This is a genomic window from Variovorax paradoxus B4, from assembly GCF_000463015.1.
GTDB classification, from domain to species: Bacteria; Pseudomonadota; Gammaproteobacteria; order Burkholderiales; family Burkholderiaceae_C; genus Variovorax; species Variovorax paradoxus_E.
Window position 1 is genome coordinate 134,743 of record NC_022234.1, and the last position, 13,151, is coordinate 147,893.

A 13,151-nucleotide genomic window follows, 5' to 3' on the forward strand; every position below is an offset into this window, starting at 1 on the left:
CCATGGTCCTGCCCCGCCCCTTCCTCCTCCTCGAACACTGCGATTCGCCATGACCGGGCTGCCCGCACTTTCCGCAGCCGACGGCCGCGTGCGCGCACGCTACTGGCTGGAAACCGGCGACAACCCCGAGCGCGCCGCCGAAGTCATCGCGGGCGAGCAGTCCAGCGGCACCTTCACGGCCGTGCCCGGCGAGACGCCCGCGCTCAAGGAGCGCTCGGGCGCGCACGTGGAGCGCGTGCACGTGCTCGGCCGCGTGGGCACGCCAAGCCTGCCCACGCGCCAGCGCGCCGCGAGCTACACGCAGTGCGTGCTCGACCTGTCGTGGCCGCTGGCGAACTTCGGCGTCTCGCTGCCCAACCTGATGGCCACCGTGGCGGGCAACCTGTTCGAGCTGCGGCAGGTCTCGGGCCTGCGCCTGCTCGACCTGGCAGTGCCGCAGGCCTTCGTCGACGGCTGCCCCGGCCCGGCCTTCGGCATTGCGGGCACGCGCGCGCTCTCGGGCGTGGCGCGCGGCCCGCTGGTCGGCACCATCGTCAAGCCCAGCGTGGGCCTGTCGCCCGCCGAGACGGCCGAGACCGTGCGCGCACTCGTGGCCGGCGGCATCGACTTCATCAAGGACGACGAGCTGCAGGCCGACGGCCCGCACTGCCCGTTCGACGAGCGCGTGCGCGCCGTCATGGTCGTGGTCCGCGAGGCGGCCGAGCGCACCGGGCGCAAGCCCATGGTGGCCTTCAACCTCACGGGCGAGGTCGACGAGATGCGCCGCCGCCACGACCTGGTGCTGGCGCAGGGCGGCACCTGCGTGATGGTCAGCCTGAACTCGGTGGGCCTCGCCGGGCTGCTCGCGCTGCGCCGCCATGCGCAATTGCCGATCCATGCGCACCGCAATGGCTGGGGCTACCTGAACCGCTGCCCCGCGCTCGGCTGGGACTTCGCGCCCTGGCAGACGCTGTGGCGCCTGGCGGGTGCCGATCACCTGCACGTGAACGGCCTGGCCAACAAGTTCAGCGAGAGCGACGAAAGCGTGATCGCCGCGGCGCGCGCCGTGCTGGCACCGCTGTCCGCGCGCAATCCCATGGCCGCGATGCCTGTTTTCAGCTCGGGCCAGACCGGGCTGCAGGCCGCGCCGACCTATGCGGCGCTCGGCACCACCGACCTCATCCATGCCGCCGGCGGCGGCATCCTCGGCCACCCGGGGGGCATCGCCGCGGGCGTGGCCGCAATGCGCCAGGCCTGGCAGGCCGCCGTGGCCGGCGTGCCGCTGACCACGCACGCGACCGCGCACGCCGAGCTCGCCCAGGCGCTCGAGGTCTGGTGATGCAGGACGGACTGCTGCTGGCCTACTACGGCGACGACTTCACCGGGTCCACTGACGCGCTGGAGGCGCTGACCAATTCAGGCGTATCCACGGTGCTTTTCTTCGAGACGCCCGATGCGCAGATGCTTGCGCGCTTTCCCGGCGTGCGCGCCGTGGGACTGGCCGGCCAGGCGCGCAGCCGCGATCCCGCGTGGATGCGCGAGCACCTCGCGCCTGCGCTCGCCGCGCTCGCATGGCTCGGTGCGCCGGTGCTGCAGTACAAGATCTGCTCGACCTTCGACTCCTCACCCGCGATCGGCTCGATCGGCTGCGCCATCGACCTGGGCGTGCCGCTCATGCGCGGGCGCTGGTCGCCCATGGTGGTGGGTGCGCCGCGCCTGCGCCGCCACCAGGCCTTCGGCCACCTGTTCGCCGTGGCTGACGGGGAGGGCCATCGCCTGGACCGGCACCCGACCATGTCGCGCCATCCCGTCACGCCCATGCACGAGTCGGACCTTCGCATGCACCTGGGCGCGCAGACGCGGCGCGCACGCGCGCTCGTGGACTTCACGCAGCTCAAGAGCGGTGGCGCCGATGCCGCGCTGCGCGCCATCACCGAGGCGCATGCTGGCGAGGTGCCGGTGGTGCTGATCGACGTGCTCGACGAGGAGACCCTGCGAGAAGCCGGACGGCTGGTGTGGGAGCAGCGCGGCGCGGGCCTGTTCAGCGCCTCGTCCTCGGGGCTCGACGACGCACTGGCCGCGCACTGGCAGGCCAGCGGACTGCTCGCGGGCCGGCCGCCGCTGCCGCAGGCCGGCGCGGCCGACAGCGGGCTGGCCGTGGTCAGCGGCAGCTGCTCGCCCGCGACGGCCGCGCAGATCGCCTGGGCTGCCGGGCACGGTTTTGCCGCGCAGCGGCTGGACATTGCACCGCTGCTGGCCGGCGACGAGCGCGCCATCGGGCAAGTCGCCGAAGCCGCGGCCCAGGCCCTGGCGCGCGGCCACAGCCCGCTGCTGTACACCGCGCGCGGCCCCGACGACCCGGCCGTGCAGGCCTTCGACGACAGCGCGCGCGCGGCCGGCCTCACGCGCGCCGAGGCGGCTGCGCGCACGGGCCAGGCGCTCGCGCGCGTGACGCGTGCGCTGCTCGACCGCTGCCCCGCGCTGCGCCGCGTGGTGGTGGCCGGCGGCGACAGTTCGGGCGAAGTGGCCTCGGCCCTGGGCGTGCAGGCGCTGACCATGGCCGCGCGGCTCGCGCCCGGCGCACCCCTGTGCCGGGCCGCCTCGCGCGATGCGCGGCGCGACGGGCTGGAACTCGTGCTCAAGGGCGGCCAGATGGGCGCCGAGGACTTCTTCGGCACCGCGCGCGACGGTGTGGCCAAGTGATAATGGCCTGCAGGCAGCCGCGCGGCCCCGTGCCCTTCTCCCTTTGCGAACATCCAATCCATGACGGCAGTCAACCCGATCCAGAAACGCAAGCTCTACCAGGACGTGGTGGACCGGCTGATGCAGCGCATCAGCACGGGCGAGATCCGGCCCGGCGACCAGCTGCCGCCCGAGCGCGAGCTGATGGACGTGTACGGCGTGGGCCGGCCCGCGGTGCGCGAGGCGCTGCAGGCGCTGGAACACTCGGGCATCGTCGAGATCTCGCACGGCGAGCGCGCGCGGGTGGTGATTCCCACTGCGCGCGACCTGATCGCGCAGATCGCCAGCGGCACGCGGCACATGCTGCAGGCGCAGCCCGACATGCTCGAACACCTCAAGCAGGCGCGCCTGCTCCTCGAGGAAGGCACCGCGCGCATGGCGGCGCAGCTGGCCACGCCCGAGGACGTGGCGGCGCTGCGCGCGCGCATCGAGGAGCAGCGTGCCTCGCTCGTGAACATGGACGGCTTTCTTGCGCACGACATGGCTTTTCACCGCGAGATCGCGCGCATCAGCGGCAACCCGATCTTTCCCGCGGTGATCGAGGCCGTGTTCCAGTGGGCCGGCGACTATTACCAGCCCCTGGTGCGCGCGCCCGGCGCCGAGCGGCTCACGCTGCAGGAGCACGCGCGCCTGGTCGATGCCATCGAGGCGCACGATCCGCAGGCTGCGGTGGCGGCCGTGCGCGCGCACGTCACGCGCTCCAATGCGCTGTACCAGCGCATCGAGGAAGAAGCGCAGGTTCGGCGCTGAGCGTGCGCCGTGCCGGCGCCCGTTTCGCAGCCGCTGCGGTTTCCGTTCGTGCGCGCGGCCCGCGGCCGTGCGCGCCCGTGTGTTCCCGCTCTTCACGCAATCCACCATGAACACCTACGACATTGCCACCATCGATGGCGACGGCATCGGCCCCGAGGTCTGCCAGTCGGCCGTTGCCGTGCTGCGCCACGCCTGCGGCGCGCGGCTGCACTTCACCCCCTGGCCCGGCGGTGCCGCGCACTATGCGCGGACCGGCGCCGTGCTGCCCGAGGAGACCTTCGCGGCCTGCCGCAGCGCGCACGCCATCCTGCATGGCGCGGCCGGCTTGCCCGGCATCACCTACGCCGATGGCACCGAGGTCGGCAACGACCTGCACCTGCAGCTGCGCTTCAGGCTCGACCTGTACGCCAACGTGCGCCCGATCCGCCTGTACCGCGGCGTGCGCTCGCCGCTGGCCGGCTGGGAGGCCGGCGGCATCGACTACGTCATCGTGCGCGAGAACACCGAAGGCCTGTACGCCAGCCGCGGCGCCGGCGTGAACCTGCGCGGCGAGGTCGCCACCGACACGCTCGTGGTCACGCGCAAGGGCGTGGAACGGGTGGCGCGCTTCGCGTTCGAACTCGCCCGCCGGCGCCAGGGCGCACCGCGCGACGGCCGGCGCCGCGTGACGGTGTGCGACAAGGCCAACATCCTGCGCAGCTATGCGTTCTTCCGCGCCATCTGCGACGAGGTGGCGCGCGGCTACGCGGACGTGGAGATCGACTACGCCTACGTCGACGCCATCACCGTGCACATGCTCAAGAAGCCCGACTTCTACGACGTGATCGTGGCCGAGAACATGTTCGGCGACATCATCTCCGACCTCGGCGCCGGCACGGTGGGCGGGCTGGGCATCGCGGCCTCGGCCGAGCTCGGCGACACGCATGGCCTGTTCCAGGGCGCGCACGGCTCGGCCCCGGACATCGCGGGACAGGACCTGGCCAGCCCCATTGCTACCATCCTCTCGGGCGCGCTGATGCTGCGCTGGCTCGGCGAGCGCCATGGCGACGACGCACTGGCGCAAGGCGCCGCGCGCGTGGAACGCGCCGTGGAGGACGTGCTGGCCGCAGGGCAGACGGTGCCGCGCGACCTCGGCGGCCAGGCGCGCTGCAGCGAGATCACGCAGGCCGTGTGCCGGCAGCTCGGCTGAAGGCGGTGGCATCCTCTACACATTCGCAACCCAGGAGACTTCCTTGAAAAAGAACATCGGCATGATCGGCATCGGCATGATGGGCCACGGCATTGCCAGCAACATCGTCAAGCACGGCTACCCGCTGGCCGTGCTCGAGCACCCGGGCAACCAGCCGCTGGACGCGCTCAAGGCCGCCGGCGCGCGCAGCTTCACGCGTGCGGCCGACCTGGCGGCGCAGTCCGACATCGTCATCCTCGTGCTCACGGGCTCGCCCCAGGTCGAGGCCGTGCTCACGGGTGAAGGCGGCGTGCTGCAGGGATTGCGCCCGGGCAGCATTGTCATCGACTGCTCCACCGCGATTCCCGCTTCCACGCTGCGCATGGCGCAGGCCGTGCAGGCCGCGGGCAGCCGCTTCCTGGACACGCCGATGACGCGCACGCCGAAGGAAGCGGCCGAAGGCCGGCTCAACCTGCTGGTGGGCGGCGATGCGGCCCTGCTCGAAGAATGCCGCCCGCTGCTGTCGTGCTTTGCCGAGAACATCCTGCACGCGGGCCCGGTGGGCGCGGGCCACGGCATGAAGCTCCTGCACAACTTCGTCTCTCTGGGCACGGTGGCGCTGATCGCCGAGGCAGCGGCCTGCGCGAGCCAGCATGGCGTGGCGCCCGAGATGTTCGTGGAGATCCTGGCCAAGGGCGGCGGCGGCGGCGTGGCGCTGGAGCGGCTGCGGCCCTATCTCACGGCCAAGGACACGTCGAGCCTGCGCTTCTCGATCGCCAACGCGAGCAAGGACCTCGGCTACTACAACACGATGGCGGGCGATGCCGGTGCGCACCGGGACATCGCGGCGGCGGTGCTGCAGACGCTGCAGCATGCGCAAAGCCTGGCGCCCGAGGGTTTGATACCCGAACTGCCGGACCTGCTGGCCCCGCGCTGAGCGCCATCGGCCGCCCGCATTTCACTGGCTGTGGCTCGCCGCAGCTGTGCGGAAGTCGGGCGAGCGGGCGACCACCGAGCGGATCTCCTGCATCAGCGCGCGCGCACCGGGCGAGGGGAATGCGCCGAGGCGCTGGCTCAGGCCGATCTCGCGCCGCGTTTGCGCGAGCGGAAAGTCGAGCACCACCAGGCTGGCGTTGCGGATTTCGTGGCGCAGCTGGTGGGCCGAGATCGCGGTCAGCATGTCGCTTTCGAGCAGCAACCCGCGCAGCACGGCAAGGTCGCCGGTCTCGACGGCGGGGATCGGCGGCGCTTCCCGCGCGGCCGAGAAAAAGCGTTCGAGCAGCTCGCGCGAAGGCGTGCCCTGCCGCGAGAGCGCCCAGGTCGCCTGCCGCAGCGCATCGAAGTCGACACGCACGCCGCGCGCCAGCGGATGGCCGGCGCGCGCGATCACCGAGATGTGGTCTTCGAACAGCGCTTCCTGCTGCAGGTCGCGCGCCTCGGCGCTGCTGCGCAGCGCGCCGAGGATGAAGTCGATGTCGCCGCTTCGCAGCGACGCCGCCAATGCGTCGTAAGGACTCTCGACCGTGGCGACATGCAGCCCCGGATGGCGCGCCAGCAGCGAGGCGATCGCTTCCGGCAGTATCTGCGTGCGGCCGAGCGGCAGCGCCCCCACGTTCACGCTGCCCTGCAGCGTGCCTTCGCTGGCGGCGATGTCCGGGCCGATGTGGCGCAACTCCGCGAGCACGCGCTTGAAATAGAACGCCACGATGTCGCCGGCCGGCGTGGGCACGAGCCCGCGCGTCCTGCGCTCGAGCAGCGCGACGCCGAGTCCGCCCTCGAGGTCCTTCAGCGCGCTGCTGATCGCCGGCTGCGTGATGCCGAACTCGCGCGCGACGGCCGGCATGTTGCGCTTTTCCACCAGGCTCGCAATCACCGCAAGGCGTCGGCCATTGAGGATCGACGCGAAGAGCGAATGCACGTCGGCGGAGGCGCCGATGCCGCCGCGCGCGACGAGCTGGGCGCGCGCGTCCTCGAACTCGCGCTCGATGCGGCGCGCGCGCACCAGCACCAGATCGCCGTATGAATTCAGTGCCACGCCGCGCGAGCCGCGGTCGAACAGCGGCCGGCCGAGCGCGCCTTCGAGCTCGGAGATGGAGCGCGTCACGCCCGAGGCGACGCGGAACAGCTGCTCGTCCGCGGCCCTGGCGATGCTGCCGGCCGCCGCCACGGCCGAGAACGCGCGCAGGTGCCGCAGGTTGATGCCGAGCGCACGCGTGTGCGCTCGGTCGATAACTTTGTCTCTTGGATGGGCGGGGGTCACTTTTTAACGGCTGGCATCGAGCCAACCGATCCGAGGGTGTTTAGGGGTAAACCCTTGCCAATAAGAAAGTCTGATGGTAGACCAACCCGAACTCACGCCACGCGGCGGCGCCGGGAACCACACTTGACGCGAGGGCCGGCGCCTCTTTCGGGCGCCAGGCGCCATCACCCCAGCGACCAACGGAACTGCAAATGATCATCGACTGTCACGGCCACTACACCACGGCGCCCAAGGCGCTCGAGAACTGGCGCAACCAGCAGATCGCGGGCTTGAAAGACCCTGCGCTGAAGCCCCGCGCCGCCGACCTGAAGATCAGCGACGACGAGCTGCGCGAATCGATCGAGGACAACCAGCTGCGCCTCATGAAGGAGCGCGGCAGCGACCTGACGATCTTCAGCCCGCGCGCGAGCTTCATGGCCCACCACATCGGCGATTTCGAGACCTCGTCGACCTGGGCCGCCATCTGCAACGAGCTGTGCTTTCGCGTGAGCGAGCTGTTTCCGGACCATTTCATCGGCGCGGCCATGCTGCCGCAGTCGCCGGGCGTGGACCCGCGCAGCTGCATTCCGGAACTGGAGCGCTGCGTGCGCGAATACGGCTTCGTCGCCGTCAACCTCAACCCCGATCCCTCGGGCGGGCACTGGACTTCGCCGCCGCTGTCGGACCGCCACTGGTACCCGCTCTACGAGAAGATGGTCGAGCACGACATTCCGGCGATGGTGCATGTGAGCACGAGCTGCAACGCCTGCTTCCACACCACCGGCGCGCACTACCTGAATGCGGACACCACGGCCTTCATGCAGTGCCTCACGTCGGACCTGTTCACCGATTTTCCGACGCTGCGCTTCGTGATCCCGCACGGCGGCGGCGCGGTGCCCTACCACTGGGGCCGCTTCCGCGGGCTGGCGCAGGAAATGAAGAAGCCGCTGCTGAAGGACCACCTGCTCGACAACATCTTCTTCGACACCTGCGTGTACCACCAGCCGGGCATCGACCTGCTGACGCGCGTGATCCCGGTCGACAACATCCTGTTCGCGAGCGAAATGATCGGCGCCGTGCGCGGCATCGATCCCGAGACCGGATTCTTCTACGACGACACGCGCCGCTACATCGACGCCACGCCCATGCTCGACGCCGAAGCGCGGCACAAGGTGTTCGAAGCCAACGCACGCCGCGTGTACCCGCGCCTGGACCGCGCACTCATCGCCAAGGGGCTCTGATCTCATGTCTTCTTCTTCCAATGCCCTCCAGCAGCTCGGCGTGGTTCATCGCCAGATCGCACGCGCGGACGCCGCCGCGGTCGAAAAGCTCTCGCGCTTCGGCGTCTCGACCGTGCACGAGGCGCTCGGGCGGCTCGGTCTGATGCAGCCGCGCATCCGTCCGATCCATCCCGATGCGCGCTTCTGCGGCCCGGCCGTCACGGTGCTGCTGCAGCCCGGCGACAACTGGATGCTGCATGTGGCGGCCGAGCAGATCCAGCCCGGCGACGTGGTGGTGGCGGCCTGCACCAGCGACAGCACCGACGGCTTCTTCGGCGACCTGCTCGCCACCTCCTTCAAGGCGCGCGGCTGCAAGGGCCTGGTGATCGACGGCGGCGTGCGCGACGTGCGCGACCTCAACGCGATGGGCTTTCCCGTGTTCAGCCGCGCCATCCATTCGAAGGGGACGATCAAGGCCACGCTCGGCTCGGTCAACGTGCCGGTGGTGTGCGCCGGCGCGCTGGTGCATCCGGGCGATGTGGTGGTGGCCGACATCGATGGCGTGGTGGTGGTGCCGGCCGCGTGCGCGCAGCAGGTGGCCGACGCCGCCGAAGCGCGCGAGGCCAACGAGACGGCCAAGCGCGCGCGCTTCGCGGCCGGCGAACTCGGCCTCGACATGTACGCCATGCGCGAGCCGCTGGCCAAGGCCGGCCTGCGCTACATCGACTGACCGGGCGATGCAAGAAGGACAGGAGACATCATGAAGAACAAGCTCGGCACCCTGGCGGCCTTTGCAGCCGCCGTCTTCTCGCTGGCCGCGGCGCCGGCCCATGCGCAGGACTATCCCGCCCGGCCGGTGCGCATCATCACGCCGTTCCCCGTCGGCAGCGGCCCCGAGGGCGTGGTGCGGCTGCTGGCCGACAAGCTCAGCCGTGCGTGGGGAAAGCCGGTGACCGTGGAGAACCGCCCGGGCGGCAACGGCTTCATCGCCATCGATGCCTTCAAGCGCGGCGCTACCGACGGCCATGACCTGATCCAGCTCGACAACGTGCACCTGGTCGCCTATCCGCACCTGTTCAAGAAGCTGCCCTACGACCCGGTGCGCGATTTCGAGCAGATCGATCCGCTGTTTCGCACCAACTTCTTCTTCACGGTGGCGACCGACAGCAAGTACAAGTCGGTCGGCCAGATCGTGGTCGACGCCAAGGCCAATCCGGCCAAGCTGAACTACGGCTCGTGGTCGATCGGGAACCCGGTGCACCTGGGCTCGGCACTCTTCGAATCGACCACCGGAGCTTCGATGGCGCACGTCATCTACAAGGAAACCACGCAGCTCTACACCGGCGTGGCGACGCAGGAACTGTCTTTTGCACTGGGCACGCTGGGCAGCACCCGCGCGCTGCTGCAGGCCGGCAAGCTGCGCTACCTGGCGGTGGCGGCGCCGCAGCGCCATCCGGCTTTCCCCAATGTGCCGACCGTGGACGAATCGGGCGGGCCGGCCGGTTTCGAAGTCACCGGCTGGACCACGATCGCGGCACCCGCCGGCCTGCCGCGCGCCGTCTCCGACAAGATCCGGCGCGATGTCGAGAAGGCGCTGGCCGAGGCGGACTTCAAGGCCAAGTACGAGGCTTTCGGCTACGAGGCTTTCCCGGTCGCGCGCGAGCAGTTCCAGCAGTTCGTGCAGAGGGAGTCGGCGCGCTATGCGGCGGTGATCAGGAACGCCAAGGTGTCGCTCGACTGACGGCAAGGCAGAGGAAAAAAACTCATGGCTCGCATCATCGGCGCCGTCGCGTGCTCGCACACGCCCACCATCGGCTTCGCCTTCGACAAGAAGAAGCAGCAGGACCCGGTGTGGGCGCCCATCTTCGAGGCCTTCGCGCCCGTGCAGCGCTGGCTCGCAGAGCGCAAGCCCGACGTGCTCTTCTTCATCTACAACGACCACGTCAGCTCGTTCTTCTTCGACCACTACTCGGCGTTCTCGCTCGGCGTGGGCGAGCGGCACGAAGTGGCCGACGAGGGCGGCGGGGCGCGCGACCTGCCTGCACTGAAGGGTCACCCGGCGCTCGCGCAGCACGTCGGCTGCTCGCTGGTGGCCGACGAGTTCGACATATCCTTCTTCCAGGACCGGGCGCTGGATCATGGCGTGTTCTCGCCGATGTCCTTGCTGTGCCCGCACGAGCCCGAGTGGCCAACGCCGGTCATCCCGCTGCAGGTCGGCGTGCTGCAGTCGCCCGTGCCGTCGGCGCGGCGCTGCTGGCGTCTGGGGCAGGCCCTGCGCCGCGCCATCGAGAGCTATCCGGACGACCTGGACGTGGCCATCGTGGCCACGGGCGGGCTGTCGCACCAGGTGCATGGCGAGCGCGCGGGCTTCAACAACACGGCCTGGGACGCGCAGTTCCTCGACCTGATCGAGAACGACCCCGTGCGGCTCACCGAGATGACGCAGGCCGAGCTGGCCACGCTGGGCGGCATGGAAGGCGCGGAAGTGATCATGTGGCTGGTGATGCGCGGCGCGCTGTCGTCCAACGTGCGCAAGACGCACCAGAGCTACTACCTGCCGTCGATGACCGGCATCGCCACCGCGATCTACGAGAACCTCGCGAGCCCGCCCGTGGCCGGCGAGGTGCAGCGGCACCGGCGCCACATGGACCAGCAGCTCGCGGGCATCGAGGCGCTCGAGGGCTCCTATCCGTTCACGCTCGAGACCAGCGTGCGCGCGTACAGACTCAACAAGTTCCTGCACGGCATGACGCGCCCGGACCATCGTGCGCGTTTCCTCGCCGATGAAGAAGCGGCGTTCGAAGCGGCCGGCCTGGCGCCGCAGGAGCGCGAGCTGGTGCGCCGGCGCGACTGGCGCGGGCTCATCCGCTACGGCGTGATTTTCTTCATGCTCGAGAAGCTGGGCGCGGTGCTCGGGGTGTCGAACCTGCACATCTATGCCGCCATGCGCGGCCAATCGCTGGAGGAATTCCAGCAGACACGCAACGCGCCCGCCGCGCTGTATTCGGTGGCCGGCAAGGACGCGGCGCCACAAACCTGGGACGAGAAATCCCCTCACTCCGCAAGACAATGAAGACAACTCTGATCCGCCGCCACTTTCTGACGCTGGCAAGTGCGCTGGCGCTCGGCGCCCCGGTGCACGCCAGCGCCGCCGATGCCTATCCCTCCAAGCCCATCAAGATCCTGGTCGGCTACAGCGCCGGCGGTGCGGTCGACGCCATCGCGCGCTCGGTCGGCCAGCGCATGTCGGCCATCCTCGGCCAGCCGGTGGTGGTGGAGAACAAGCCGGGCGCGGGGACCAACATCGCGGTGAAGGCGCTCATCGCGAGCCCGCCCGACGGCTACACGCTGCTGCTCGCGGCCAACGCGCTGGCAGTGAACCCGTCGCTCTTCGAGCCCGCGCCCTACGACCTCGAGCGCGATCTGACACCGGTCGCTTCGGTCGGCCGCGTGCCCGTGGTGTTCACGGTGCGCGAAGGCTCGGCCATCAGGACGCTGCCCGAGTTGGTGGCAGCGGCCAAGGCCAGGCCGGGCGGCGTCACGGTGGCCACGCCGGGCAACGGGTCCACGCCGCATCTCGCGATGGAACTGTTCCAGCATACGGCCGGCCTCTCGCTGCGCCACGTGCCCTACAAGGGCGGCGCGCAGGCCATCACGGACGTGCTGGGCGGGCATGTCGACGTGGTGGCGGTCAACGCGCTCGAGGTGCTGCCGCTCGCGAAGTCGGGCAAGCTGAAGGTGCTGGCGGTGATGAGCAGCGAGCGCGCCGCGGTGCTCCCGGGTGTGCCGACGGTGGCCGAGTCGGGCTATCCGGGCTTCGAGTCCAGCGTCTGGTATGGATTCGTTGCGCCCGCCAGGCTCCCGCAGCCGGTGCTCGACAAGCTGCACGACGCGGTGCAGAAGGCGCTCCAATCGCCCGAAGTGCGCGACCAGCTCGCCGCGGCAGGCGGCGTTGCCTTGCCCGGACCGGCGGCGCAATTCGACAAGCTGCTCAAGACCGATGCGGCGCGCTACGGCAAGCTGATCCGCGAAGCCAACATCAAGCCCGATTGACGCCATGACAACCGGCATCACCCGTCGCCAGGCCTGCGTCTGGTCCGCAGGCAGCGCGCTCTGGCTCGCGAGCCGCAGCGCTGCAGCCGAGACCTATCCGGACCATCCGCCGCACCTCGTCGTTCCGTTCACGCCCGGCGGCTCCACCGACGTGCTGGCGCGCGGCATCGGGCAGGAGCTGGGCCGCGCGTGGAACCAGGCGGTGGTGATCGACAACGTGCCCGGCGCGGGCGGCTCCGTCGGCGCGGAGAAGGTCGCGAAGGCGCCCGCGGACGGCTACACGCTGCTGATGGGGCACATCGGTACGCTGGCCATCAACCCGTCTCTTTACCCGAAGCTCGGCTACCACCCGCTGCGCAGCTTCGTGCCCGTGGCATGGGTCGCACGGGTGCCGAACGTGCTCGTGGTCCATGCGTCGGTGCCGGCGCGCACGCTGGCCGAGCTGGTGGCGCTGGCCAAGGCCAGGCCCGGCCAGCTGGCCTACGGCTCCGGCGGCAACGGCAGCGCGGCGCACATCGCGATGGAATACCTCAAGCTGCAGACCGGCGCCTCGCTGCTGCACATTCCCTACCGTGGCACCGCGCCGGCCGTGAACGACCTGCTGGCGGGCCAGCTGCAGGCGCTTTTCACCGGAGCGCCCGCGCTGCTGCCGCACATCAAGGCGGGGAAGCTCCGTGCGCTGGCGGTGTCGAGCCCGCGCCGCATCGCGCTGCTGCCCGACGTGCCCACGGTGGCCGAGAGCGGCGTGGCCGGCACCAGCGACTTCGAGGCCGACCAGTGGTACGGTGTGGTGGCGCCGGCCGGCATGCCCGCGCCGATCGTCGCGATGATCAACCAGCAGATCAACCTCTCGCTCGACTCGGCGGAGGTCAGGGCGCGCCTGGCGGCCGAGGGCGCCGAGGCCACGCCCGCCACGCCGCAGGCCTTCGGCCAGCTGATCGCGAGCGAGATCGTGCGCTGGGAGCGCGTGATCAAGTCGGCCCGCATCACCGTCGATTGA

At 70.5% G+C, this 13,151-nt stretch carries 12 protein-coding genes; 11 read left to right on the forward strand and 1 reads right to left on the reverse strand.

All coding sequences use genetic code 11. From position 1 onward, the window contains the following. Positions 1 to 49 precede the first annotated feature (49 nt). The 5 genes from VAPA_RS27765 (at position 50) to VAPA_RS27785 (ending at position 5,576) form a co-directional block, all read left to right on the forward strand. Positions 50 to 1,318 carry a ribulose-bisphosphate carboxylase large subunit family protein gene (locus VAPA_RS27765; RefSeq protein ID WP_051255414.1) on the forward strand — a complete coding sequence of 423 codons (1,269 nt, stop codon included), beginning with the start codon at positions 50 to 52 and terminating at the stop codon, positions 1,316 to 1,318. Continuing rightward, entirely contained in the window at positions 1,318 to 2,682 is a 1,365-nt protein-coding gene (oiaK, locus tag VAPA_RS27770) for a 3-oxo-isoapionate kinase OiaK (RefSeq protein ID WP_021003536.1), read from the forward strand. The genes VAPA_RS27765 and oiaK overlap by 1 nt, the downstream gene beginning before the upstream one ends. 60 nt (positions 2,683 to 2,742) lie before the next feature. Next, positions 2,743 to 3,471, forward strand: coding sequence for a transcriptional regulator NanR (gene nanR / locus VAPA_RS27775; RefSeq protein WP_021003537.1), 729 nt, complete (start codon positions 2,743 to 2,745; stop codon positions 3,469 to 3,471). Between the two features lie 106 nt (positions 3,472 to 3,577). Beyond that, positions 3,578 to 4,660 (forward strand): isocitrate/isopropylmalate dehydrogenase family protein, encoded by a 1,083-nt coding sequence (locus VAPA_RS27780; RefSeq protein WP_021003538.1) that lies wholly within the window; start codon positions 3,578 to 3,580, stop codon positions 4,658 to 4,660. A 61-nt stretch (positions 4,661 to 4,721) separates the two neighbouring features. After that, positions 4,722 to 5,576, forward strand: a complete 855-nt coding sequence (locus VAPA_RS27785) for an NAD(P)-dependent oxidoreductase (RefSeq protein ID WP_196232605.1) — start codon at positions 4,722 to 4,724, stop codon at positions 5,574 to 5,576. A 21-nt stretch (positions 5,577 to 5,597) separates the two neighbouring features. On the opposite strand, the gene VAPA_RS27790 is transcribed toward VAPA_RS27785, so the two are convergent. Then, positions 5,598 to 6,899, reverse strand: a complete 1,302-nt coding sequence (locus VAPA_RS27790; protein WP_021003540.1) for a LysR family transcriptional regulator — start codon at positions 6,897 to 6,899, stop codon at positions 5,598 to 5,600. A 191-nt stretch (positions 6,900 to 7,090) separates the two neighbouring features. Between VAPA_RS27790 and VAPA_RS27795 the strand changes: the two genes are divergently transcribed. The 6 genes from VAPA_RS27795 to VAPA_RS27820 are packed head-to-tail and all read left to right on the forward strand — an operon-like array spanning position 7,091 to position 13,151. Next, the gene (locus VAPA_RS27795) at positions 7,091 to 8,119 is read left to right on the forward strand and encodes an amidohydrolase family protein (RefSeq protein ID WP_021003541.1); all 1,029 of its coding nucleotides are present in this window, start codon (positions 7,091 to 7,093) and stop codon (positions 8,117 to 8,119) included. Between the two features lie 4 nt (positions 8,120 to 8,123). Beyond that, the gene (ligK, locus tag VAPA_RS27800) at positions 8,124 to 8,828 is read left to right on the forward strand and encodes a 4-carboxy-4-hydroxy-2-oxoadipate aldolase/oxaloacetate decarboxylase (protein WP_021003542.1); all 705 of its coding nucleotides are present in this window, start codon (positions 8,124 to 8,126) and stop codon (positions 8,826 to 8,828) included. A 30-nt stretch (positions 8,829 to 8,858) separates the two neighbouring features. Next, a complete protein-coding gene (locus tag VAPA_RS27805; protein ID WP_021003543.1) occupies positions 8,859 to 9,839 on the forward strand; it encodes a Bug family tripartite tricarboxylate transporter substrate binding protein in 981 nt (326 codons plus the stop codon). 24 nt (positions 9,840 to 9,863) lie between these two features. Further along, positions 9,864 to 11,171 (forward strand): gallate dioxygenase, encoded by a 1,308-nt coding sequence (locus VAPA_RS27810; protein WP_021003544.1) that lies wholly within the window; start codon positions 9,864 to 9,866, stop codon positions 11,169 to 11,171. Next, complete coding sequence (locus VAPA_RS27815) at positions 11,168 to 12,151, forward strand: Bug family tripartite tricarboxylate transporter substrate binding protein (RefSeq protein ID WP_021003545.1); 984 nt, start codon at positions 11,168 to 11,170, stop codon at positions 12,149 to 12,151. The genes VAPA_RS27810 and VAPA_RS27815 overlap by 4 nt, the downstream gene beginning before the upstream one ends. A gap of 4 nt (positions 12,152 to 12,155) precedes the next feature. Further along, positions 12,156 to 13,151 carry a Bug family tripartite tricarboxylate transporter substrate binding protein gene (locus VAPA_RS27820; RefSeq protein ID WP_021003546.1) on the forward strand — a complete coding sequence of 332 codons (996 nt, stop codon included), beginning with the start codon at positions 12,156 to 12,158 and terminating at the stop codon, positions 13,149 to 13,151.